The sequence below is a fragment of the Leuconostoc garlicum genome (genome assembly GCF_001998805.1).
GTDB classification, from domain to species: Bacteria; Bacillota; Bacilli; order Lactobacillales; family Lactobacillaceae; genus Leuconostoc; species Leuconostoc lactis.
The window spans coordinates 26,376-51,824 of the sequence record NZ_CP016329.1 but is presented as its reverse complement, the minus strand read 5'-3'; the positions used below and the strand labels follow the sequence as shown (position 1 = coordinate 51,824).

Annotated in this window: 24 protein-coding genes; all 24 read left to right on the top strand. The window is 42.9% G+C overall.

Annotated elements, in window-relative coordinates; translation table 11 throughout:
- Window positions 1-109 precede the first annotated feature (109 nt).
- The 24 genes from cls to A9176_RS00150 all read left to right on the top strand — a co-directional run bounded on the left by cls (window position 110) and on the right by A9176_RS00150 (window position 25,389).
- Entirely contained in the window at window positions 110-1,564 is a 1,455-nt protein-coding gene (gene cls, locus A9176_RS00265; RefSeq protein ID WP_048701453.1) for a cardiolipin synthase, read from the top strand.
- Window positions 1,561-2,829 carry an EF-P 5-aminopentanol modification-associated protein YfmF gene (yfmF, locus tag A9176_RS00260; RefSeq protein WP_077281819.1) on the top strand — a complete coding sequence of 423 codons (1,269 nt, stop codon included), beginning with the start codon at window positions 1,561-1,563 and terminating at the stop codon, window positions 2,827-2,829. Before cls ends, yfmF begins: the two co-directional genes overlap by 4 nt.
- Window positions 2,826-4,097 (top strand): EF-P 5-aminopentanol modification-associated protein YfmH, encoded by a 1,272-nt coding sequence (gene yfmH, locus A9176_RS00255; RefSeq protein WP_048701457.1) that lies wholly within the window; start codon window positions 2,826-2,828, stop codon window positions 4,095-4,097. The genes yfmF and yfmH overlap by 4 nt, the downstream gene beginning before the upstream one ends.
- Before the next feature lie 13 nt (window positions 4,098-4,110).
- Entirely contained in the window at window positions 4,111-4,989 is an 879-nt protein-coding gene (locus A9176_RS00250) for a helix-turn-helix domain-containing protein (RefSeq protein WP_048701458.1), read from the top strand.
- Window positions 4,990-4,998: 9 nt separating this feature from the next.
- A complete protein-coding gene (gene pgsA / locus A9176_RS00245; protein ID WP_055307552.1) occupies window positions 4,999-5,580 on the top strand; it encodes a CDP-diacylglycerol--glycerol-3-phosphate 3-phosphatidyltransferase in 582 nt (193 codons plus the stop codon).
- Window positions 5,581-5,712: 132 nt separating this feature from the next.
- Window positions 5,713-6,858 (top strand): recombinase RecA, encoded by a 1,146-nt coding sequence (recA, locus tag A9176_RS00240; protein WP_029509631.1) that lies wholly within the window; start codon window positions 5,713-5,715, stop codon window positions 6,856-6,858.
- A 114-nt stretch (window positions 6,859-6,972) separates the two neighbouring features.
- A complete protein-coding gene (locus tag A9176_RS00235) occupies window positions 6,973-7,662 on the top strand; it encodes a response regulator transcription factor (RefSeq protein ID WP_077281818.1) in 690 nt (229 codons plus the stop codon).
- A 178-nt stretch (window positions 7,663-7,840) separates the two neighbouring features.
- A complete protein-coding gene (locus A9176_RS00230) occupies window positions 7,841-8,749 on the top strand; it encodes a phosphate ABC transporter substrate-binding protein (RefSeq protein ID WP_077281817.1) in 909 nt (302 codons plus the stop codon).
- A gap of 68 nt (window positions 8,750-8,817) precedes the next feature.
- The gene (locus A9176_RS00225; protein WP_077281816.1) at window positions 8,818-10,173 is read left to right on the top strand and encodes a sensor histidine kinase; all 1,356 of its coding nucleotides are present in this window, start codon (window positions 8,818-8,820) and stop codon (window positions 10,171-10,173) included.
- A 105-nt stretch (window positions 10,174-10,278) separates the two neighbouring features.
- Entirely contained in the window at window positions 10,279-11,160 is an 882-nt protein-coding gene (locus tag A9176_RS00220; protein WP_077281815.1) for a phosphate ABC transporter substrate-binding protein PstS family protein, read from the top strand.
- A gap of 95 nt (window positions 11,161-11,255) precedes the next feature.
- Complete coding sequence (gene pstC / locus A9176_RS00215) at window positions 11,256-12,179, top strand: phosphate ABC transporter permease subunit PstC (RefSeq protein ID WP_029509636.1); 924 nt, start codon at window positions 11,256-11,258, stop codon at window positions 12,177-12,179.
- Window positions 12,179-13,063: a phosphate ABC transporter permease PstA gene (gene pstA / locus A9176_RS00210; RefSeq protein WP_077281814.1), complete on the top strand. Its 885-nt coding sequence runs from the start codon at window positions 12,179-12,181 to the stop codon at window positions 13,061-13,063. Before pstC ends, pstA begins: the two co-directional genes overlap by 1 nt.
- Before the next feature lie 82 nt (window positions 13,064-13,145).
- The gene (pstB, locus tag A9176_RS00205; RefSeq protein ID WP_010003307.1) at window positions 13,146-13,985 is read left to right on the top strand and encodes a phosphate ABC transporter ATP-binding protein PstB; all 840 of its coding nucleotides are present in this window, start codon (window positions 13,146-13,148) and stop codon (window positions 13,983-13,985) included.
- A complete protein-coding gene (pstB, locus tag A9176_RS00200) occupies window positions 13,982-14,752 on the top strand; it encodes a phosphate ABC transporter ATP-binding protein PstB (protein WP_077281813.1) in 771 nt (256 codons plus the stop codon). Before pstB (A9176_RS00205) ends, pstB (A9176_RS00200) begins: the two co-directional genes overlap by 4 nt.
- An 18-nt stretch (window positions 14,753-14,770) precedes the next feature.
- Window positions 14,771-15,445 carry a phosphate signaling complex protein PhoU gene (gene phoU / locus A9176_RS00195; protein ID WP_010003304.1) on the top strand — a complete coding sequence of 225 codons (675 nt, stop codon included), beginning with the start codon at window positions 14,771-14,773 and terminating at the stop codon, window positions 15,443-15,445.
- 184 nt (window positions 15,446-15,629) lie between these two features.
- Window positions 15,630-15,965 (top strand): phage holin family protein, encoded by a 336-nt coding sequence (locus A9176_RS00190; protein ID WP_010003303.1) that lies wholly within the window; start codon window positions 15,630-15,632, stop codon window positions 15,963-15,965.
- Window positions 15,966-15,987: 22 nt separating this feature from the next.
- Window positions 15,988-16,950: an HPr(Ser) kinase/phosphatase gene (gene hprK / locus A9176_RS00185; protein WP_010003302.1), complete on the top strand. Its 963-nt coding sequence runs from the start codon at window positions 15,988-15,990 to the stop codon at window positions 16,948-16,950.
- Window positions 16,943-17,953, top strand: coding sequence for an NAD(P)H-dependent glycerol-3-phosphate dehydrogenase (locus tag A9176_RS00180; RefSeq protein ID WP_077281812.1), 1,011 nt, complete (start codon window positions 16,943-16,945; stop codon window positions 17,951-17,953). The genes hprK and A9176_RS00180 overlap by 8 nt, the downstream gene beginning before the upstream one ends.
- A gap of 48 nt (window positions 17,954-18,001) precedes the next feature.
- Complete coding sequence (galU, locus tag A9176_RS00175; protein WP_010001792.1) at window positions 18,002-18,874, top strand: UTP--glucose-1-phosphate uridylyltransferase GalU; 873 nt, start codon at window positions 18,002-18,004, stop codon at window positions 18,872-18,874.
- A gap of 78 nt (window positions 18,875-18,952) precedes the next feature.
- Window positions 18,953-19,909: a thioredoxin-disulfide reductase gene (trxB, locus tag A9176_RS00170; RefSeq protein ID WP_077281811.1), complete on the top strand. Its 957-nt coding sequence runs from the start codon at window positions 18,953-18,955 to the stop codon at window positions 19,907-19,909.
- A 258-nt stretch (window positions 19,910-20,167) separates the two neighbouring features.
- A complete protein-coding gene (locus A9176_RS00165) occupies window positions 20,168-21,376 on the top strand; it encodes an MFS transporter (RefSeq protein WP_077281810.1) in 1,209 nt (402 codons plus the stop codon).
- A 91-nt stretch (window positions 21,377-21,467) separates the two neighbouring features.
- A complete protein-coding gene (gene gtfA, locus A9176_RS00160; RefSeq protein WP_077281809.1) occupies window positions 21,468-22,922 on the top strand; it encodes a sucrose phosphorylase in 1,455 nt (484 codons plus the stop codon).
- A 63-nt stretch (window positions 22,923-22,985) separates the two neighbouring features.
- On the top strand, window positions 22,986-23,642 hold the full coding sequence (locus A9176_RS00155; protein ID WP_068852064.1) for a DedA family protein: 657 nt from the start codon (window positions 22,986-22,988) through the stop codon (window positions 23,640-23,642).
- 46 nt (window positions 23,643-23,688) lie between these two features.
- The gene (locus A9176_RS00150; RefSeq protein WP_077281808.1) at window positions 23,689-25,389 is read left to right on the top strand and encodes a phospho-sugar mutase; all 1,701 of its coding nucleotides are present in this window, start codon (window positions 23,689-23,691) and stop codon (window positions 25,387-25,389) included.
- Window positions 25,390-25,449 lie beyond the last annotated feature (60 nt).

The window sequence follows — 25,449 nt, the reverse complement described above, 5'->3', positions numbered from 1 at the left end:
GGTACATCACTTTGGCTTTTTTACCGCCATTAGCAGCATCAACTTTGTCATATTACCGTAAAAAATGTTAAACTAGTACTATTATTATAGAGAGATAATGAGGTGTGAGATGCTAGGAGATTCATTGTGGATAATCCTTTTAATTCTTTTAGTTGCCAACACATTTGGGGCGATTATTACTGTCTTTAGTCAACAACGTGATATTGCATCAATCTGGGCATGGTTATTGGTCCTGATTATGTTGCCTGTGTTAGGGTTTATCATTTTCTTTTTTGTTGGTAGTCGTATTTCCGATAAGCGGATATTTCGTTTACGGACACAAGAACAACTTGGTTTGGAACAAATTGCGGATAACCAACGGCGACAGCTCGAAGCGATTGAGCAATTATTACCAATTCCAAATTCAGCCACCGAGTTGGCAAACTTATTTTTACGCACAGATGAGTCTGTTTTGACGCGTGGTAACAAGATTAAAATTTTTACCAATGGACCGGATAAGTTTAAGGCTTTATTTGAAGACATTCGGCAGGCCACGCATCATGTCCATCTGGAGTACTTTACGATTGATGATGATCAAATTGGGAATCAATTAGTTGATTTGTTGACGGAAAAAGCACGCGAAGGTGTGGACGTGCATGTGATTTTTGATCAATTTGGCTCGCATGGTCAACACCGTGATATGTATAAGCGTTTACGCGAAGCAGGTGGGGTGGTAGCGCCATTCTTAATGCGTCGTTTCCAGCTTTTGACCCTGCGATTTAATTTCCGAAACCACCGTAAGATTGCCATTATTGATGGTAAAATCGGTTACATCGGTGGCTTAAACGTTGGGGACCAGTACGTTGATCGTTCTAAAAAGTTTGGGCACTGGCGTGATACGCATCTGCGGATTCATGGTGATGCGGTCTTATCACTGCAAAGTCGTTTTTTGATGGATTGGAATGCCACGGCTGAAGAAAACGAGTTACTCGTTGATACTGCCGGCTACTTTCCTGAAATTGAGGAATTATCTGGACGGGCGATGGTTCAAATTGTATCGAGTGGGCCAGATAATGATTTAAAGCAAATTAAACAAGGCTTTATGCGGATGTTTGCTTCGGCTCGTTCAGAAATTACGATTCAGACACCGTATTTCATTCCGGACTCAGCCGTACTAGAAACCTTAGAAATCGCGATTATGTCAGGTGTTCGGGTGCGTTTGATGATTCCTGATATGCCAGATCATCCATTTGTGTATCGGGCAACGCAGTATTATGCACAAGAATTAATTGCCATGGGCGCGGAAGTGTATCGTTATGATGCTGGTTTCTTGCACAGTAAGGCGGTTACAATCGATCATGAAATTGGTACCGTTGGGTCAGCCAATATGGATATTCGGTCATTCTCATTGAATTTTGAAGCCAATGCGTTTGTCTACGATCCAGAGTTTGCAACACAGTTAGAAGAACAGTTTGAACAAGACATTTTAGTGTCGAAAAAATTGACAATTGAGGATTTTGAGAATCAGTCATATTGGATGAAATTCATTCAAAAGTTCAGCCGACTCTTCTCACCAATACTATGAAAAAAATACAACTTAAGCCTGGTGTGACACTCGTTGTTCACCCAACAACACAATTTAAAACCCTACACATTGCGGTCGATTTTGCGGCGCCGTTACTGACGCATACCATTTCGGCACGGGCATTGTTGTCTTATTTGACCGCTGTCAGTTCGCAAAAATATCCCGATCAGCAAGCCGTTGCGCAAAAAACAATTGATTTGTATGGCGCGCAGTTCCAAACAGATGTGGTACGTTTTGGCCAAACACACCATGTGCGTTACCATTTGCAATTGCCAGCGCCCACTTATATTGACCATGCAGAACATCTCCTTGGGGATGCTTTTGCTTTTTTACGGGATATGATTTTTGAACCATTGGTGACGGGAGATCAGTTTGATCAAGCGACGTTTGATAAAGAACGTCAAAGTTTGATCAACGAATTAGCGAGTCTACCTGATGATAAGCGCCGCTATGCTATGTTGAAACTGCGGGAACTCACCTATAGTGCACCGGCCATGCGGCTACCATCTTCTGGCCAAGTACGTGATGTTGAACAGTTAACGGCGACGGACGTTTTGGCGACGTATCGACAGATGATTGCTAATGATCCAGTTAATATTGTTGTGTATGGGGATATTAACGCTGAGCGTGTGGTGACTGAATTAGCCAAATGGCCACTACAAGCGCGCCGTGACATGATGTTACAGCCGTTTTATCGTCAAGGGCTACGACCAGCTACCGTTGAATTGTCGGAAGCACAATTAGATATTAATCAGGCCATCCTGACGTTATCATATCAGTTGAGTTTGCCACCAGATGATCCAAAGCGCTTTACCGCCTTAGTGCTAAACGCTTTATTTGGTGGTTCAGCCTTATCTAAATTATTTACCAATATTCGGGAAAAAGCCTCGTTGGCTTATAGTATCTACTCGCGTTGGCAGCATGATACGGGGTTTATGACGGTGGCGGCTGGTTTAGATGCGGATAAAGTTGCACAGACTGATCGCATGATTCAAGCCGAGCTCAAGGCGATTCAAGCGGGTGAATTTAGTGACGAAATCTTTGATGCGATTAAAACGAGCTTAATTAACGATTATTTAAGTCAACAAGATTCACCTAACAGTGAAATTGAACTTGTCTTCTCTAGATTGTTAACACAACGTGAGACCAGCACTGCGGAGTGGGTAGCGGCGATTCAAGCGGTAACACCAGCGCAGGTGAGTGCTTTGGCCAACCAAGTGATTTTACAAGGAAGATTTACATTGATGCCAGAGGCGGATGCATGATAGAAAAGACATATCCAAAATTAAAAGAAACTGTTTTAACGACCGAGTTACCTAACGGGCTAACTGTGGTCATGGTACCAAAGCCAAATTATCATAAAACGTTTGCTGTATTAACGACACCATTTGGGTCATTGGCGCGCCAATTCCAAATCAATGATGAAGCGCCGATTACAATTCCTGCTGGGACAGCCCACTTTCTGGAACACAAACTGTTTGAGAAGGCTGATGGGGATGCCTTTACGCGATTTGGTGAATTAGGTGCGGACGCCAACGCGTTTACGAACCCGTATCAAACGAGTTATCTGTTTTCAACGACGCAAAACGTTTTGCCAGCCCTTGCGCATTTGCTTGATTTTGTGCAAACACCTTACTTTAGTGCACAAACGGTAGCCAAAGAACAGGGTATTATCGGTCAAGAAATTCAGATGTATGATGATGATGCCAACTGGGCCATTTATATGGGCTTGCTAGACCTCTTGTATCCCGGTGCGCCAATTGCCGAAGATATTGCGGGGACAAAGGCTTCCATTGCACAAATTACACCGGAGCTGCTATATCAAATTCATCGCGCTTTTTACCAACCTAATCAAATGACTTTGCAGGTGGTCGGTCATTTTGATCCAGATGAGGTGCTGGCACTGGTGATGGCTAATCAGGCGACAAAGACGATTGAAGCAGTAAATGTTCGTCGGTTTGAGCCGGTCATTCCTGAACCAACTAAAAAGGAAACAATCCAAAAGTTTGATGTATCGCGGCCAAAAATTGCGTTAGGTATTCGGTTACCAAAACTTGATGTAACGGGCGAAGCGGCAACCAAATTAACGCTAGCAGCTGATATCTTGGCGGATATTTTGTTTGGAGAGCAGACAGACTGGTATCAAAACCTGTATAATAAAGGTATTATCGATACGGAGTTTGAGACATCATTTGATTTGATGCATGCGTATCAATTTGTGAGTTTCTTTGCGGAAACAACTGAATATGACGCACTAACGGCTGCAATTCAGTCACAAATTGCGCAATATAAAACCATTTTGGCACATGCCGAATCGGCGTTTGAATCGTTACGCCGGGCGACACTTGGAGAGGGCATCCAACGTTTAAATGCATTAGAAAGTATCGCTTTACGGGGGGATGATGTGTTATTTGGGACAAACTTATTTGATAAGGTGATGCTTTTACAAGATTTAACATATAGTGATATACTAGATAGTGCTGAAAAAATATATCAGAACGCGACTTTACGACGTTTTGTTCTGAAAAAATAACATTGGACAAATTATGAGTGAAACTTTGACGAATCAAATAGGCGAACAGCTAAAAGCTGCGCGCCTGGCGAAAAATTTATCTTTAGAAGACGTGCAAGCAGCAACTAAAATTCAAGCACGTTATCTGGAGGCCATTGAAAATAACAACCTAAGCATTTTGCCTGGGGATTTTTATGTGCGCGCCTTTATTCGCCAATATGCGATTGCAGTGGGCTTGAATCCAGAAACGTTGCTAGGGGAAACAACACCACCCTCAATCTCAAGAAGTCGTGACTTGAGTCGGGCTCATCGTGATAATGATGGGGTGGTGCGTGCGGGGACAAATCCTAATCCGTCACCGCGTTCAAAATTTTCTGACATGTTACCAAAAGTTTGGTTGGCTATTTTTATTCTAGTTGGCCTGGTTGCGGTTTGGTTTGCCATGACACATCTTGGTAACAATGACCAACAAAATAGTGATAGTGGCAATGTGTCAGTATCGACTTCAACGATACCAAGCAGCAGTAGCAGTGATGCTTCTAGCGCTGCATCGTCATCGGAAAAACCAGCAGAAAAGAAGCCAGAGCCTAAAGTAACGTTGGGCACGCCAGAACAAAATACAGCGTTGCAAACAACAATTTATAACCTCTCAGGACAAGCCGATAAGCAACACACAATTAAAGTCACGGCGCAGGGTGCTGGGACTAATGTGAAAGTGACGGTTGGGACAACTGTGCTGTTAAATGAATTGGTCAAGGCCGATAAAACGATTGATGTGCCTGCTGGTACTAATGCGGTGAATGTTCAATTCACCAATGTTGCCAATGCAACGATGACCTTTGATGATCAAAAAGTGGCAGTTATTGGAACGGCAACGCCATTTTGGAACGTTCTGTTCAATCTCAATAAGTAAGGGGCAATTATGAATCTTCCAAATCAACTCACTGTTTTTCGTATTATTCTTATTCCGGTTTTTATCTTACTATTATCGGTGCCTTATGCTTGGCAATCACTTGACGTGACAGGCGTGATGTTGCCATTGAATTGGTTGCTTGCTGCCATTGTGTTTGCGGTAGCATCAATAACGGATTTTTTGGATGGTCAAATTGCCCGTCGTCAACATTTGGTGACGAATTTTGGTAAGTTTGCCGATCCGTTGGCCGATAAGTTGTTGGTCATGACAGCCTTGATCTTTTTGACTGGGTTCAACGTGGTACCAGCTTGGATGACTGCCGTGATTGTGATTCGTGAACTAGCGGTTACTGGCTTACGTACCTTAATTGTAGAAAATAATGGGAAGGTCTTAGCGGCGCAGATGCCAGGTAAAATCAAGACTTTCTCGCAAATGTTTGCAATTTTCTTCTTATATCTTAAAGATGTGCCATTTACCGCGATTGGGTTGCCGATTGGGGAAATCTTATTGTGGATTGCGGTGATCTTTACAATTTATTCAGGGATTGACTATTTCTGGCAGAACCGAGTGGTCTTTTCTGACGGTCTATAAAAGCGCGATAAGCGCTTTTTTCGTATCATCAAATAAGGTACGAACACTGTCGAACAATTGTTCGTTAAATGCTTGCTTTTACGTTTAGAAACAGGTACACTATTGAGGTAAGATAAAAGGAGTTAGCTAAAAATGGTCACAAAAAAGACGACTAAAAAAGACGATAAAGATAGTCAAGCAAGCGGCCGTAAGGCGGCACTTGATGAAGCTTTAAAGCGTATCGAAAAGAATTTCGGTAAGGGATCAATCATGGTGTTGGGTGATAATGCACTGACACAAGTTGAGACTTATCCTTCAGGATCAGTTAAGCTAGATGTTGCTTTAGGCGTCGGTGGCTATCCTAAAGGACGTATTATTGAAATTTATGGGCCAGAATCTTCTGGTAAAACAACGTTGGCGTTACACGCCGTTGCTGAAGTGCAAAAAGCCGGTGGGACAGCCGCCTATATTGATGCCGAAAATGCCTTGGATGTAAAATACGCTGAAGCTTTGGGTGTTAAAAAGGACGAATTACTTTTGTCACAACCTGATACTGGTGAACAAGGGTTAGAAATTGCGGATGCGTTGGTACAATCTGGGGCAGTGGATATTATCGTTGTGGATTCTGTGGCAGCGTTGGTACCACGTGCAGAAATCGAAGGAGAAATGGGCGACTCACACGTTGGCTTGCAAGCCCGTTTGATGAGCCAAGCCTTGCGTAAATTAGCTGGTACATTGAACCGTACTGGGACAGTTGCGATTTTTATCAACCAAATTCGTGAAAAGATTGGGGTGATGTTTGGTAACCCCGAAACAACCCCTGGTGGCCGTGCGTTGAAATTCTATTCAACGATTCGTTTGGAAGTGCGTCGGTCAACCCAAATTAAAGATGGCACAGATGTGACTGGAAACTTAACGAAAGTCAAAGTGGTTAAGAATAAGGTGGCGCCACCATTTAAGGTTGCTGAAGTTGATATCATGTACGGGAAGGGGATTTCACAAACTGGTGAAATTTTGGATCTCGGTGCGGAACAAGAAATTATCCGTAAGGCCGGTGCCTTCTACTATTACGGTGATATCAAGGTTGGCCAAGGCCGTGAAAAAGCGAAAGAATTCTTGGATGCACCCGAAAATGCTGCGATGCGTCAAGAAATCTATGCTAAAGTTCGTAATGCCTTTGGGATTGGTGATGGTGAATTGCCAGTAGAAGAGGCTGATGATGAGACAATTGAAGCCCCAGAAACACTGGCATTAGTCACGGATGACGATGATGATTTAACGGACGAACCAATTGTATAAATCCTGTAAAGAATAAATGGAAACGCTAGGGCGTGTCCATTTTTTTTGTTACAATGCAATTAAGCAAACAATTAGAGAGGCAGACATCATAATTAAAAAAGATGTGTTTGGATCATGACAAAAATTTTAGTAGTGGATGATGAAGCAGCAATTTCAACGTTATTGCAATATAACCTGGAAGAAAATAATTATGACGTCACATTGGCAGAAGATGGCCAGACGGCTTATCAATTAGCCAGTCAACAGCAATTCGATGCGATTTTGCTAGATTTGATGTTACCAGGCATGGATGGCATGACGGTTTTGAAAACCTTACGTCAAGATAAGATTAGTACCCCAGTGATTTTGGTCACTGCTAAAGGGGATGAATTTGATCGGGTGTTTGGTCTAGAACTTGGAGCAGATGATTATATTACTAAGCCGTTTAGCCCAAGAGAAGTTATCGCGCGTTTAAAGGCAGTATTACGTCGTTCACAAGTTGATCATCAAGTCTCTGAAGAGGCAGATGTTATTAAGATTCAGGATCTGGTGATTGATGATAATAAGAAAGTTGTGACTAAGGCTGATAAAATTTTGACGTTGACCCCACGAGAATATGAATTATTGCTCTATTTTGCCCAACGTATTGGACGGGTCATTGATCGTGAAACGATTTTAACGGCGGTATGGGGCTATGAATACACGGGTGAAAGCCGTATGGTCGACATGCATATTAGTAATTTACGGGAGAAAATTGAAGCCAATCCGAAGTCGCCGGTGCTCCTAAAAACGGTTCGTGGTTTCGGCTACACGATGGTGGTCTAACTGCGTAAAGATGACTTTACAATGATTTACATAATGATGACAGGTTTGTGCCTAGTTCTTTGACACAGCGTCGGTAGTATATAACTTGTAAACAAGGACTGGCACCCAAGAGCCACTACTACAACCAAGTTTACACTACATACGCTTCAATGAAGCCTTAGACAAGGGAGAATTACTCATGAACAAAGCAGTTGTCGGTGTTATCGGCGGTGTTGTCGTTATCGCAGCAGGTGTGGCATTGTATGCCAATTCAAATAAGAGCACAACCAAGCAAGACACACAAAAAACAGCCACTTCTAACCTTAGTGGTAAGGTGCTTGCCTTGGGATCGACGGCCTTGCAACCATTAGCAGAACAAGTTGCAACGTCATTCCAACAAAAAAATCCTGGTGTGACAGTGACGGTTCAAGGTGGTGGTTCAGGGGCTGGTTTGAGTCAAGTTGCTAGTGGCTCAGCACAAATCGGTAACTCGGACGTCTTTGCTGAAGAAAAGTCTGGTGTTGATGCTTCTAAGTTGAAGGATCACAAAGTCGCAGTTGTTGGTATTGCACCAGTCGTGAACGCAGATGTCCAAGTGTCAAATTTGTCAAAGACACAATTGCGTGACATCTTCACTGGTAAGATTACGAACTGGAAAGAAGTAGGCGGTAAAGACGAAAAGATCGTTGTGGTTAACCGTGCGACTGGTTCAGGAACACGTGCCGTCTTTGAAAAGAACGTGTTGGATGGTCAAAATGCTGTTCAAGCAACAGAGCAAGATTCTAACGGTACGGTTCAAAAGATTGTGTCAACCACACCAGGGGCTATTTCATACCTAGCCTTTGCTTACTTGGATGCTTCTGGTATCAAGGCACTTAACATTGACAAGGTAACGCCTGATACAAAGAATGTTGAAGACAATTCATGGCCAATCTGGGCATACGAACATATGTATACAAAGGGTGACGCGACAGGTGCCACTAAGGCATTCTTGGATTACTTCACAACTAAGGAAGTACAAAAGTCAATCGTGCCAAAGCTTGGTTACATTGGTTTGACGGATATGAAAGTCACACGTGATGCGTCAGGTAAGGTTACAAAAAACTAATTTAAGTCATTTTTCAAAGTCCGCGTCAGCGGGCTTTTTTGTTATGATAGAGATATTGGAGTAAGGTAATGACAAAAAAATTATTAAAATTTCTATCGTTTTGGTTGATCAATTTTGTATTCTGTGGCGTCGTGAGTAGTTTATTGCAGTTACATTTAAGACAGTGGCTGTTGCTTGTTTTAATCATGACTTTGGCAACTTTTGTCATTGTACTATGGGCTAATTTTTGGGAAAATCGCCAACAACAAGAATTAAAAGTGATGGAAAAGCGGATGGTCGATACGGTTGCTGGTGAGACCCCAAGAGGCGTGTTGGCAGAACCAGGATCGCCTTATTACGCCTTAATTAAGCAATTTAATGTGATGCAACATCAGATCGAACAAGCACGTCAAACTGCACAACGTGATGTGACGAATTATCGTTCATTGCTAGCGAGCTTACCAGTTGGGGTGATTAATATTAATCGCGCCCATACCATTGATGTGTTTAATGAAACGGCGGCTGACCTGTTGGGCATTCAACGCCCCGAAACGCCGATTGCCGAAAGTATGGTGATTCGACAGTTCACGCTCTCTGAGCTGATTACCCAAACGTTTAATACGCAAAAAAATCAACAATCGATTTTGAATTTACAAATTAATGGTGATATGAAACAGTACGAAGTTAGCACTTTGTATCATCAAGGTAATCTGAAACATGCGGAAGTCATGATCATTATTTATGACTTAACATCGGTCTTACAAGTTGAGCGGATGCAATCTGACTTTTTGGCGAATGCGTCCCATGAGCTAAAAACACCGCTAACGGCGATTACGGGTTTTATCGAAACATTACAAGGACCAGCCGGCGCAGATCAAGCCACGCGGGAGATGTTTTTGGCTATTGTGGCGCAGGAAGCCAAACGGCTATCGTCATTGGTTAATGATATTCTCTCATTATCACGTGTGCAACAAAAGCGAGAGGCTGTGCAGACGGAGCTAGTGATTCATGATATGGTGGCCGAACAATGGCAGCATGTGATGCCATTGGCGGAGACTAAAGCCGTGCAATTGCGCAATGACGTGCCTGATGATTTTATCATTCGTGGTTTCAAAACAGACGTGGAAATGATTCTACAAAATTTGATTGTTAATGCGGTGAAATATAACGTCCAAGGTGGGGACATTCACGTGACGGCCTACAAGGATCACCAACACTGGCAATTGAATGTGAAAGATACGGGCATCGGGATTCCGACGAATCAGCAATCGCGTATTTTTGAACGATTTTATCGTGGGGATGAATCACGACAACGCAAAATTGCCAGTGGCACAGGCTTAGGTTTAGCCATTGTTAATGAGATTGTCAATAAGCACAATGGGGAAATTAAAGTACAATCACAAGTTGCGGTGGGCACAACAATCAGTGTGACGTTACCTTTGTAAATATTTCTTGACACAATCTTTACATTCACCCGCGATGACATTTACAAAACTTTAAGATAATAGGAGAGTAGTAGTTATTGTAGTTAAATCTTGGGAGGCATCAACATGTCGAAATCACATCGCGGGATGATTGTATCAACAGTCGTCATCGTGGGTCTTATTGCGGCCATTGGCGCAGGTTACATTACACGTGATAAAAGTGCATCAGGCACATCAATCACGGCTGTCGGTTCAACGGCCTTACAACCATTGGTAGAAGCTGCCGGAGAAGAGTACACGAAAGCTAATCTTGGAACATTTGTCAATGTGCAGGGTGGCGGTACGGGTACCGGTCTAAGTCAAGTTGCACAAGGCGCGGTTGATTTAGGAAACGCTGATGTATTTGCCGAAGAAAAGTCAGGGATTGATGCGACGAAGCTAGTCGACCATCAAGTGGCTGTTGTCGGCATTACACCGTTATTAAATAAAGAAAATGGGGTGACCAACTTGAGCACCCAGCAACTACGTGAGATTTTCACAGGTAAAGTCAAGAACTGGCGTCAAGTCGGTGGGCATGATTTGCCAATTGTGATTATCAATCGTGCAGCGGGCTCAGGGACACGGGCAACCTTTGAAAAGTTTGGTTTGATGGGCGATAAGAGTACTTCAGCGCAAGAACAAGATTCATCTGGTATGGTGCGGTCAATTGTTGCGACAACACCAGGCGCTATCTCTTATGCAGCCTTTGGGTACATCAACAATACTGTTGTGGCACCGACAATTAACCATGTCAAGCCAACTAACAGCAATGTCATCACTGGTCGCTATCCGATTTGGTCGTATGAGCACGTGTATACGAAGGGAAAACCATCTAAGCAGGTCGCCAAGTTCTTGGATTATTTATCATCAGAAAAAATACAAAAGACTTTGGTGCCAAAGCTAGGGTATATCTCAGTTCATGATATGCAAGTTATCCGTCAAGTCGATGGCCAGATCATAAAAAAATAATCTGACGTGTAGCTATCATGCATACGTCAGATCAGAACAGCATTTGAAATATAGTAGACAGTGGGTAACCACTCGTCAAATACTTTGGAGATAAAATGGATAACATTACAAAAAAGTTGATGCAAAAGTCAGAATCAACGAAGCAAGACGCAATGGGGCGGGCAATTAGTTTGTCTGCGTTGGCCTTGATCGTGCTTGTGGTCGTTTCAATTTTTGCTTTCGTTATGAGTCGTGGACTATCAACATTTTTCCAAGATGGTGTCAGTGTGAAAGAATTCCTCTTTGGCACAACTTGGAATCCATCAGTGATTAATCCACAAACAAAGCAGCCTTATGTCGGGGCGATGCCAATGATTATGGGCTCGTTCTTGGTGACGTTTTTAGCTGCAATTGTTGCCACACCATTTGCAATTGGGACGGCATTATTTATGACTGAAATTGCGCAAAAGCGTGGCACAAAAATCATGCAACCAATTATTGAATTGCTGGTTGGTATTCCATCAGTTGTTTATGGTTTCATCGGCTTAACAGTGGTTGTGCCATTTATTCGGACAGTGTTTGGTGGATCAGGGTTTGGTATCTTATCGGGTACCATTGTGTTATTCGTCATGATCTTACCAACGATTACGTCAATGACAGTGGATACGTTGAAGTCAGTCCCACGTCATTACCGTGAATCAGCTTTGGCAATTGGGGCAACCCGTTGGCAAATGATTTATAAAGTGATCTTGCGTGCGGCTACACCAGGTATCTTAACAGCGATTGTCTTTGGTATGGCGCGTGCGTTTGGTGAAGCCTTAGCCGTACAAATGGTGATTGGTAACGCGGCATTGATGCCACAAAACTTGATTTCACCAGCCTCAACCTTGACATCTGTCTTGACGATGGGAATTGGTAACACGGTTATGGGCTCACTACAAAATAATGTCTTGTGGACTTTGGCCATGATCTTGCTATTGATGTCACTTGTCTTTAACTTGATTGTGCGGGCTATCGGACGCAAAGGGGAAATGAAATAATGAATGCAAAAACTGCTGATAAAATCGCCACAGGCATCATTTATATGATTTCTGGGATTGTTGCGCTAATCTTAGCGGCCATGCTCGCCTTTATTTTAGTTCGTGGCGTACCACACTTGTCATGGCATTTCTTAACGGCACCAGCCAAAGCTTTTGAAGCTGGCGGTGGTATTGGCGTACAATTGTTTAACTCATTTTACTTATTAGTATTAGCGATGGCGATTAGTTTTCCAATCGCTTTAGCTGCGGCAATTTACTTGAATGAATATGCCCACAAGGGACCTTTGACAACCATGGTTCGGACAGCAATCGAAATTTTGAGTTCATTGCCATCAGTTGTTGTCGGTTTGTTTGGTTTCTTGTTGTTCGTCGTGAAATTCCATTTTGGCTTTTCAATTTTGTCTGGCGCGATTGCGTTGACATTCTTCAACTTACCTTTGTTAACACGCTCAATTGAAACCAGTTTGGCACAAATTCCAAACTTACAACGTGAAGCTGGCTCAGCATTGGGACTATCACGCTGGGAAACGGTGATTCATGTCATCTTACCAGCAGCGGTACCTTCAATTGTCACCGGTGTTGTCTTGTCTGCCGGCCGTGTGTTTGGTGAAGCGGCGGCTTTGATTTATACAGCGGGACAATCAGCCCCAGCTTTGAACTTCAGTGACTGGAATCCGTTCAACATTTCTAGTCCGTTAAACCCAATGCGTCCGGCTGAAACCTTGGCGGTGCACATTTGGAAAATTAATTCTGAAGGCATCATGCCCGACGTGAGTGCAGTTTCTGCTGGTTCCTCAGCAGTGTTGATCATTGTTGTCTTATTGTTTAACTTCAGTGCACGTAAGCTGGGTACAAAGTTGCACAAAAAGCTTACCAGTGCTTAATGTGAGTTGATTGCAAGAAAAAGTTGTCACAGTCAGTTGCGAGGCAATAAGACAGCCTGATTGTAGGCTTTATGGAGAAAAAATGGCAAATACGATTGATTTAAAACCAGTCAGTGAATTTATTTCAGATGAGGCACCTGAACGTTATATTTATAAGATGTCACCGGAAAAGCATGAAATTGCATTGTCAACACATGATTTGCAAGTTTATTATGGTGATAACTTGGCCTTGAGTGAAGGTGATTTATCGTTTGAACGTTACAAAATCACGAGTTTAATCGGGGCCTCTGGTTCCGGTAAGTCAACCTTTTTACGGTCTTTGAACCGGATGAACGATGGCGTGGCTACGGTTAAAGGAAACATTATGTATCGCGGTGTTGATATTAACACAAAAGCGATTGATGTTTACGAAATGCGCCGCCATATTGGCATGGTTTTCCAACGCCCAAATCCGTTTGCAAAGTCAATTTATAACAACATTACCTTTGCGTTGACACAACGTGGGATGACGAATAAGCAAGAATTAGACGAAATTGTTGAAACGAGTTTGCGTCAAGCTGCTTTGTGGGATGAAGTGAAAGATGAATTAAACAAGTCAGCCCTTGCTTTGTCAGGTGGACAAGCTCAACGATTGGTGATTGCTCGTGCATTGGCATTGAAGCCAGATATTTTGTTGCTTGATGAGCCGTCAAGTGCGCTTGACCCAATTTCGTCAGCACAAGTTGAAGACACACTGCTTGAGTTGAAAAACAAGTATACAATCATTATTGTGACGCACAACATGCAACAAGCAGCGCGTATTAGTGATTACACGGCGTTCTTCCACATGGGAAAAGTCATTGAATATGATTTAACACGTAAAATCTTTACACGACCAAAAGTTGCGCTAACAAATGATTATATATCGGGGAACTTCGGATGACAGAGAGTACACAAAAGAATATTCTTGAAACGCGCGATGTGAAATTATGGTACTGTAAAAAAGAGGCCTTGCATGGCATTAACCTCTCATTTCCAGAAAAAGGCATTACGGCGCTCATTGGGCCTTCTGGATCAGGGAAGTCCACTTATTTGCGGGCGTTAAACCGAATGCATGATTTGGAAGATAACATTACAGTCACAGGCACATTTGACTTTAATGGCACCAATATTTATGCCCCCACAACTGATACAGTTGAGTTGCGTAAGCGCATTGGGATGGTCTTCCAACAACCTAATCCATTTCCATTTTCAATCTATGAAAATGTCATCTTTGGGTTGCGCTTAGACGGTGTTCGCGATAAAACGGTGCTAGATGAAGCCGTTGAAAAAGCGCTACGTCAAGCATCCGTTTGGGATGAAGTGAAAGATGATTTGCATAAGTCAGCGTTAGGCTTATCAGGTGGCCAACAGCAACGTGTATCGATTGCTCGTGTGCTGGCTACCTCACCAGAGTTGTTGCTGTTAGATGAACCAACATCAGCTTTGGATCCCGTATCAAGTCACAATATTGAAGAAACGTTGTTGAATTTAAGAAATGATTATGCGATGATTATTGTGACCCATTCGATGTCTCAAGCATCACGTCTATCAGATCGCACGGCCTTTTTCCTAAGTGGTAATTTGATTGAAGTGGATGCCACGAAAAACATCTTCTTAAATCCACAGCGCCAAGAAACACAAGATTACATCAGTGGCCGTTTTGGCTAAGCATAAAGGAGAAACAATATGCGACGTTTATTTGATGAAGAATTAGCTGACTTAGATAATTCATTTACAGAAATGGGGATGCTTGTCGCCCAAACCATTCAAAAGGCAGTGCAATCATTTGTCGATCATGATCGTGAAGGGGCGAAAGCCATTTTGGAAAATGATCATAAGATTAATGAACGCGAAGCAGCCATTGAAAAGAAGACATTTGAAATGATCGCGTTGTATCAACCCGTGACGACTGATTTGCGTGAAATCGTGACGATTTTAAAGGCTGTATCAGTCCTAGAACGTATGGGGGATCAAGCGCGTAACATTGCCAATTCAACGATTCGTGTGAAAGGCACTAAGCATATTGCCAGTGTCGAAAAAGAATTGGGTGAAATCGGTGAACAAGTGGCAACGATGGTTTCTCGTGTGATGGATTACTACGTTAAAAATGACGCTTTAGGCGCGGAAACAATCGCTGAAGAAAACCAATCATGGTCAAATCGGGCAGCGAAGGTTCGTTTGGATTCCGTAAAAGGCATGAAAGATGATCCAGAACTTGTCGATTCAGCGGCTGATTATTTGGTGATTGCTGGGTACTTGAAGCGTATCGGTGACTATACCATCGATATTGCCGAGTGGATCGTTTATAAGCGTACAGGTAAAATTATTGAATTAAACCCTGGTTACAACTACTTTATTTAATATATACTTCCCATCATTGCGCTCAGTTTTGTGACAATGATGGCAAAAAAATGACTGAACAACCCGTTCAGTCATTTTTTCTACTCATCATATTTAAATATTTGGTATAATAAATTTATAACGTTTCCAATAAGATGCTTTATATCAATGTTTAAAGCGCTTACACGATTGACTGGAGGGGCCTATGCCATTTATCGCAAGATTAGTCACCACGATGATTGTCTTTATGGTGACAGCCGCGCTATTTCCTAGCGGTTTTAGCGTTGAGAACTGGCTGACGGCTCTAGGGGCGGCCTTTGTATTGGCACTGCTAAACATGCTGATTAAGCCAGTATTATTACTCTTAACGTTGCCACTCAACATCATGACTTTTGGTTTATTTACGATTGTTATTAATGCGTTGCTATTAGAAATGACGGCATGGTTGGTAGGTGGTTTTACGTTTGCCGGTTTTGGCTGGGCAATTTTAATGGCCATTGTGTTATCGATTGTGAATACAATCTTGACCTCTGATGTATAAATAGATTGAGAAAGATAGTAGTATGATACAGAATTCAGTGACAGTAAAACAGTTGGTTGATCATACCAAGTTAGAGATTGTGTCTGGGGAGCAGTATTTAGATCGGCCAATTACAACCGCCGACATTTCCCGACCTGGCCTAGAAATGACAGGGTATTTTAATTATTATGCGCCCGAACGTGTGCAATTGCTTGGGATTACTGAAACATCCTTTTCTGAACGGATGGGACACGATGAACTCTTGATGGTTTATCGCCGGATGGCCGATGTGACGACCCCAGCTTTTGTGGTGTCAACGGGGTTGCCTATCAGTGACGAGTTAAAGCAAGCAGCGGAAGAGGCACATATTCCAATTTTGACGTCAACTTTGACATCGTCGCGTATTTTATCGAATATGACTTACTATTTGGGTGGCCAATTATCACCTCGCGAGAGTGTACACGGCGTTTTGATTGACGTGTATGGCTTGGGTGTTTTGATTACTGGGGATGCCGGGATTGGTAAAACCGAAGCAGCGCTGGAATTGATTCAACAAGATAAGGCCCGTTTAGTTGCCGATGATCGCGTGGATATTTATCAAGAAGATGAAGAACGTTTGATTGGTGAACCAAGCGACGTACTTCGTAATATGATGGAAGTGCGCGGCGTTGGTATTATTGACGTGCAACAAGTTTACGGTGCTGTAGCCGTGCGTTCACACGCCACGATTGCGGTGAATATTCATCTCTCAAACGGTAAAATTGGTGAAGCGAACTTTGATCGCTTGGGCAATGATAATGATACGTTGGAAATTTTAGGCGTGAAAATTAAGCGTATGGTTGTGCCGGTCACACCTGGACGTAATACGTCGAGTGTGATTGATGCGGCCGCAGTTAAATTCCGTACGGCTAATATGGGCATTGATCCGCTCAAAACGCTTGAAGCCCGGATGGCTGCTGAAATGGCCAAGAACGAAAAGAAAGATTTGGAGAACAAACATGACTAAACTGGCCGTACTCGGAGCAGGGTCTTGGGGCACAGCTTTAGCAAATACCGCCGCAGAAAATGGGCATGATGTGCGTTTATGGACACATAACCCAGACCAAGCGGTTGAAATCAACACGCAACATACCAACGACAAGTATTTACCACAAGCACAGTTGTCGGAACAATTGGTTGCCACCAGTGACATGGCAGAAGCCGTGGCAGATGTTGATATTGTTTTGAGTGTGGTACCAACTAAAGCGGTTCGCGAAGTGGCCCAACAACTGGCTGACGTCTTAACGGCGCAACAACAGACCGTGATTTTGGCACACGCCACGAAAGGGCTTGAGCAAGGCACTTACAAGCGTATTTCTGAAATGATGGCGGAAGAAGTACCAGCTGCTTATCGATCAGCGATTGCTGTGGTATCTGGACCGTCACACGCTGAAGATGTTATCCGACATGATCTAACGGCGGTATCAATTGGGAGCGAGGACGAAGCAGCAGCTAAGTTGTTGCAAACAGTTTTGTCCAACCAAACCTTCCGCGCTTATACCAACCATGATTTGCTTGGCTCAGAGTTGTTTGCAGCCTTGAAAAATATTGTTGCCATCGGCTCAGGCGCATTAGTCGGACTAGGGTATGGCGCTAATGCACAAGCTGCCTTATTGACACGTAGTTTAGTAGAAATGCGGGCGCTTGGGTTAGCCATGGGTGCTAAAGAGGAAACCCTCTATGAATTAGCAGGCATCGGGGACTTAATCGTCACCGGTATGTCACCCAATTCGCGCAACTATCGCGCTGGTATGGGACTTGGGCAAGGCAAAACATTGGCGCAAGTCACCGAAGACATGGGCATGGTGATTGAAGGCGTGAACACGACAAAGGCCGTGTACGATTTTGCCCAAACTTATCAAGTTGATATGCCGATTACAACGGCGATTTATCAAGTGTTGTATGAAGACAAACCGTTAGCACAAGCAATTGCTGATTTGATGGCGCGGCCACTAAAATCTGAAGATTAGGCATGATTGTTGTGTTAGGTTGAGGAAAAGGAAAGCGAGTTATAAATTATGAAACCAGTACGTAAGGCAATTATTCCAGCAGCAGGACTTGGGACACGTTTTTTGCCAGCCACAAAAGCTTTGGCAAAGGAAATGTTACCAATTGTTGATACACCAACGATTGAATATATCGTGCGTGAAGCGATTGCCTCAGGTATCGAAGAGATTGTGATTGTTGATGGTAAGTCAAAGCGATCAATTGAAGACCACTTTGATTCAAATCCAGAATTGGAAAACAACTTGCGCGAAAAAGGTAAGGACGAATTACTCAAGATTGTGCAAGAAACAACGGACATTAACATGTACTTTATTCGTCAGTCACACCCAAAGGGCTTAGGGGATGCGGTCTTAACAGCCAAGGCCTTTATTGGAGACGAACCTTTCGTCGTGTTACTTGGTGATGATTTGATGGAAGATGATGTGCCATTGACAAAGCAATTGATTGACCGTTATGAAGAAACTGGTGAATCAACTTTGGCGGTAATGAAAGTACCACATGACCAAGTGTCAGAATACGGGGTGATTGACCCAGCCGCTGAAGCTTCAAAGGGCCTTTTCCGCGTTAAGACATTCGTGGAAAAGCCTAAGCCAGAAGATGCACCTTCTGACTTGGCTATTATTGGACGTTACTTGTTAACACCGGAAATTTTTGAAGAACTCGAGAACACAACACCTGGTAAGGGTGGTGAAATCCAATTAACGGATGCCATTGATTCATTGAATAACCGTCAGCACGTTTATGCCCATGAATTCAAGGGAAATCGTTATGACATTGGCTCAAAGATTGGTTTCTTGGAAACTAATATTGAATTTGGCTTGAAGCACCCACAAACCAAAGATCAATTACGCGCTTACATCAAGGAACTTGCTGCCAAGTTGTAAAATTCAAATCACGAGACAAATCAAGTTGTGTCGTGTAAAATAGGGTTAACAAAAAGTAAGTGAAATGAGGGCAACAAATTGACAGACTATAAGCAATATGATGTTGTGATTATTGGGGCTGGTCCAGCCGGCATGACGGCGGCAACCTATGCGTCACGTGCCGATCTTTCCGTTTTGATGTTAGACCGTGGCATCTACGGTGGTCAAATGAATAATACGGCTGAAGTTGAAAACTATCCAGGTTTTGACTCGATTTTGGGACCAGATTTGGCTGAGAAAATGTATGCCTCATCAACGCAATTTGGTGCGGAATATGGCTTTGGCATGGTTGAAGAAATCACGTTAGATGGTGAAGACAAGCTCATTCATACGGATATGGGTGACTATAAGGCTAAGGTTGTGATTATTGCGACTGGTTCTGAGCATATTCATTTAGGTAAAGATGGCGAAGAAGACTATCAAGGCCGTGGTGTCAGCTACTGTGCGGTCTGTGATGGTGCCTTTTTCCGTAATGAAGATGTTGTCGTTGTTGGTGGCGGTGATTCTGCTATTGAAGAGGGACTATATCTGACAAACTTGGCCAAGTCAGTCACTGTATTACATCGTCGCGATAAGTTGCGTGCGCAACAAATTATTCAAGATCGTGCTTTTGCTAATGACAAAATGGCATTTAATTGGTTTACTGAAGTGCTCGCGATTACTGGTGACGGTGAAAAGGTGACGGGTCTTGATGTCATCAACAACCAAACGCAAGAAGTATCACATATTGATGCGAGTGGGGTCTTTATTTATGTTGGCTTAAAGCCCAATACACAAGGTTTTGAAAATTTGAATATTACTGATGATGAAGGTTGGATTATCACGGACGACAAGATGCAAACTGCCATTCCTGGTATTTTTGCAATTGGTGACGTGCGTGCCAAAGATCTTCGCCAAATTACGACAGCTGTCGGAGAAGGTGGGATTGCGGGCCAAGGGGCTTACACTTATATTAGCCAATTACCGTCAAAATCAGCAGCGTCGACGGCGCAATGAAAAGCAAATTGTTAAAATTTGCTTTTTTATTTTAGCCAAAAAGAACAGCGTATAATTTTAATATAAATTCCTAAATGATAGTTATAACAACAATGTAAGAAAATGTAATTTTCTGAAAGTTTTACACTATTTATTACATTTGGAAAACGTTTGACATTTAAAAATCGGGATATTATAATTACTTGTGTAGAAATGCACAAAGCATGTTTTGTTTGAAAAAATTGGAACCGGTTTTAATCAGATTTTGAGGAGAATGTCATGAGAAGTCAGGATAAATGGCTCACTAAAATTGCCTTTTTAGGTATTTCATTTATGTTAACAAGTGCTTACGCCATCAACGGTGCCTTGCCACAAATGGCAGAAGCCCTTGGCGTTACGGCAACGGAGGCGCAAGCGTTATCAACAACACCATCTATCTTTGTGACGATATTTGTCCTATTTAGTGCTTTTATCGCAGCAAAGTTGGGGGATAAGAAGACAATTGCGCTGGGGATGATTTTGGTCGGTGTTGCAGGTGCGGTGCCATTGTTCGTCGCATCTTATCCCGTTATTTTAGTATCACGCATGGTCCTCGGGGCTGGTTTAGGTATTTTCAATTCATTGGCTGTGTCAATGATTGCAGTGATGTACCAAGGCCAAACGCGAGCAACGATGTTGGGCTGGCGTGCTGCGGTTGAACAAATTGGTCAAGCAGTTTTGACATTTATTGCCGGATTGTTGTTGGCCTTTGGTTGGCAAATGACTTTCTTGGTTTATCTCTTAGCCTTCCCAATTCTTTACCTCTTTTATCGTCAAGTGCCTGAAACATCAGACATGGTCAATGAAGCAGAGGCGGAAGCAGAAGCAAAAGATGACAAGGCAACGCCAGCTATTCGTCCAGCAACTAAGATGAGCCCAATGGTTTGGGTCTTGGCATTCTTTGCAGCCTTCTTGGTAATTGACTATATGGCCATTCAATTGAGTTTCCCATTCATGGCCCAAAATGTTGGCGTTAACGGTATGGTGGTTTCAACGATTCTTTCCTTCATGCTGGTTGCGGCTATGATGGGTGGTATCTTGTATGGGACAGTTCAAAAAATATTTGGTCGTTATACGTTACAGGTTGGCCTATTGTTGATGGCGGTCTCAAACTTCTTAGTGGCCTTTTCAAACCAAAACTTTATTATTTTGACAATTGGGGTTTTGTTGATTGGTTTCCCAATGCAACTGATCTCACCATTTATTTTTAGTCAATTACCACAATTGGCACCTTTGAAAAAGCAACCATTGGTCACATCAATTATCTTGATTGGCTTTAACGTTGGCGTGTTCGTTGAACCATTTGTCTTGTCACTGATGTCGGGTATTTTGGGAAATCCAACACGTAATGCGGATTCCGCAGCTTATACAACAACACCGGTTTTGGCCTTTATCCTACTTGGTTTAACGGTTATCACCTTGATTACCAACCGCAAAAAGAAGGCTTAAAATCATATTGGGCGCCAACCTGCGGCGCCATATAAGTAGCATGAACTGAACAATAAACAGCGTAATTAAGCGTAAATAAAGGAGAACGAACATGAAAAAGCTCACCAATGAAGTGATGCTCATTACATATGCTGACTCACTTGGTAAGAATTTGAAGGAATTGGATCAAGTGTTGTCAAATGAATTGGATGGTGTTGTTGGTGGTGTCCACGTTTTGCCATTCTTCCCATCAACAGGCGACCGTGGCTTTGCCCCTGAAGAATATGAAACAGTTGATCCAAAGTTTGGGGACTGGTCTGACATTGACAAGTTAGCTGAGAAGTACTACTTGATGTTTGACTTCATGTTGAACCACATTTCACCACAATCAAAGTATTTCCAAGACTTCTTAGAAAAGAAGGAAGACTCAGAATACTATGACATGTTCTTGAAGTATTCTGAATTCTGGCCTGAAAACCGCCCAACAGCCGAAGATATCGATTTGATTTATAAGCGTAAGGATAAGGCACCATTTGCGCCCGTAACATTTGCGGACGGCACAACAGACCAAGTTTGGAACACATTCGGTGACCAACAAATGGATTTGGATGTCACAAAGCCAGTGACAAAGCAATTCATCAAGGATTCATTGATTAACCTTGCCCGTCATGGTGCGTCAGTGATTCGTTTGGATGCCTTTGCTTACGCTATCAAGAAGTTGGATACAAACGACTTCTTCGTTGAACCAGAAATCTGGGACGTTTTGAACGAAGTACGTGAAATCTTGGCAGCAGAAGGTTCTGAAGTTTTGCCAGAAATTCATGAACACTACAAGATTGTGCGCAAGATTACGGATCACGACATGTATTCATATGACTTTGCGTTGCCATTGATTACGTTGTACTCACTTTATTCAGGTAAGACAAACCGTTTGGCTGATTGGTTGCGTCAAAGCCCAATGAAGCAATTTACAACATTGGATACACACGATGGTATTGGTGTTGTTGATGCCAAGGACTTGTTGACACAAGAAGAAACAGACTTTACAACGGAAGAAATGTACAAGGTTGGGGCTAACGTGAAGAAGATCTTCTCATCAGCAGCCTACAATAACTTGGATATTTACCAAATTAATACAACTTATTACTCAGCTTTGGGTAATGACGATGCCGCTTACTTGCTAGCACGTGCGACACAAATCTTTGCACCAGGTATCCCACAAGTTTATTACGTTGGTTTGTTGGCAGGTGAAAACGACCTTGAATTGTTGGAAAGCACAAAGGAAGGCCGTAACATCAACCGTCACTATTACGACCTTGAAGAAATTGCTGAAACAGTTAAGCGTCCAGTTGTGTCAAACTTGTTTGACTTGCTTCGCTTCCGTAACACAAGCTCAGCCTTTGATCTTGATGGTGAGATTAAGGTTGAAAACAATGGTGACAATGATTTGACAATTACACGTACATCAGCTGATGGTCAAACAACTGCCGTTTTGACAGCTGACTTTGCGACAAAGCAATTCAAAGTCACTGAAAATGATAAAGTAATTTTCAACACACAGGCTTAATGTAACCAAAGCGCTTTGGCGCTTTTTTTAGTATATAATTAAGGCAAGGAAAAGGGCCTGTCTATGATCATATTAGCTACAAACTTACCAACTGTCATTAATCATATTCTGTCAGCAGATCAAGCCTTTGCGTGGTCAAAATTTGTCGTGATGTTTCTGCTAATTTTTATTGAAACAGCCGGTATTGTCACGGGTTTTATTCCTGGCGATACGATTTTGACATCGGTAGGGAGTGTTGCAGGCTTACATCATAATCTGTGGGAGCTATTAGCAGATTGTTTGGTGTTTGGTTTGGCGTCACTTTGTGGTGATGCTGTGAACTACTGGTTTGGGGGCTTTTTAACCCGACAGATTGGTCGTATTCCCTTTTTAAAAAAGTATCTATCGGGCGGCGTCATTGATCGCTTGGCAGTTGATTTCCATCCCAAACGGTGGTTATTGTTCATTGTATTAGGTCGCTTTTTACCGTTTATTCGCGTGGCGGTACCATTGTTGGCGCAACGTTTGGGGTTGCCTTTTGCCAGTTATATTAAAATGGCAGCGTTTGCTAGCTTTTTATGGGCGTTTACCATCACATCACTGGGTTATTTTATCGGCCATTTGGCCATCCCGCACGAATGGCTCACGATTGGGCTGGTGGTCATAGCGGTTGCCTTGATTGTTGGGTTACGCTCACCAAAGTTACGACGCGCCGTCTTGAACTTATTAGTTCGGAAATAGGTTGCGTTTGTTATAATTATGATTAGATAAGTTATAGGAGAAAATCATGCATTATCAAGAAACTTTAGCACAGTGGCAAGCGGCAGATTTGCCTGACTATTTGGCCGATGAGCTTGCCTCATATACACCAGAGCAGCAAGAAGAAGCTTTTTATCAAAATTTGAGCTTTGGAACAGCAGGTATGCGTGGTGTTTTGGGTGCGGGAACTAACCGAATGAACATCTTCACGGTACGCCAAGTTACCGAAGCCCTAGCGCGTTATATTGCGTCACAAGGAGATGAAGCGAAAAAGCGTGGCGTTGTGATTAGTTTTGATTCACGCCATTTTTCACCTGAATTTGCAGCTGACGCAGCTAAAGTTTTGTCAGCACATCAAATCAAAGTTTATCTCTTTAGTAGCTTGCGGCCAACGCCGGAACTGTCTTTTGCTGTGCGAGAATTGGGGACATTTGCTGGTATCATGATTACGGCATCACACAATCCCAAGGAATACAATGGCTATAAGGTTTATGGTGAAGATGGTGGCCAAATGGTACCGGAAGCCGTCGATGCTGTCGTGAATGAATTAGCTGGCATCTCTGATATCTTTAATATTGCCCTTGATGAAGACCAAACTTACGTTGAAGTGATTGATCAAGCCATTGACGAGAAATATTTGGCAGCTATGAAGACAGTCACGGTTGATCCTGAATTGGTTGCTAAAGAAGGGAAATCGTTAAAGTTTGTCTACTCACCACTGCACGGAACCGGTCAATATATTGGGGAAAAGGCCTTGCAACAAGCGGGCTTTACCAACTATACGATTGTGAAAGAACAAGCTGTGATTGATGGCGACTTTCCAACTGTTGCCAAGCCAAACCCAGAAGATGCAGCGGCATTAGAAATGGCCATTGCTTACGCTAAGGAAACAGGTGCCGATGCGGTCGTTGCCACAGATCCCGATGCTGACCGGATGGGGGCTGCTGTTCGTTTAGCCGATGGGACTTTCCAAGTCTTGACTGGTAACCAAATTGCCGCTGTTTTGGTGAATTATTTGTTGACAGCCAAGCAAAACACCGGCACATTGCCAGATAATGGGGCGATTGTGACGTCAATTGTGTCGTCACGTTTTGCCTCAAAGATTGCTGAGAGCTTTGGCGTGACAACAGCTGATGTGTTGACTGGCTTTAAGTACATCGCGGCAACCATTGACGAATATGAAGCAACACAAGAAAAGACGTTCTTATTTGGTTTTGAAGAGAGTTTTGGCTATCTCGTTAAGCCTTTTGCCCACGATAAAGATGCCATTCAAGCCCTCGTGTTGTTTGCAGAAGTAGCGGCTTACTATAAGTCACAAAGCCAAACATTTGCGGATGGTTTGCAAGCTTTGTTTGACAAGTACGGCTATTTTGAAGAAAAGACGATTAGTTTGGACTTCCCAGGTGTGCATGGCAATGACGATATGGCAAAAATCATTGCCAAGTTCCGTGATCATCAACCGGAAACGATTGGGGGGATTGCTGTTAGCCGCGTGCAAGACTTCTCGACTGGTCTAGAAACTGATGCTGATGGTCAAGTCACAACATTGACACAGCCAAAAGCTAATGTCTTGAAGTATTGGTTAGCTGATGGCTCATGGGTGGCTGTACGCCCATCAGGGACTGAACCAAAGTTGAAGTTCTATATTGGGGTCACTTCTGATTCACAAGCTGCTTCACAAGCCAAAATTGACACGATCACAGCAGATTTGATGACTTATACAAAATAATGCTAGACATGGCATGAATTATTTGTTACACTAAGAAAAGCCGTAAGGCAATATTAACGA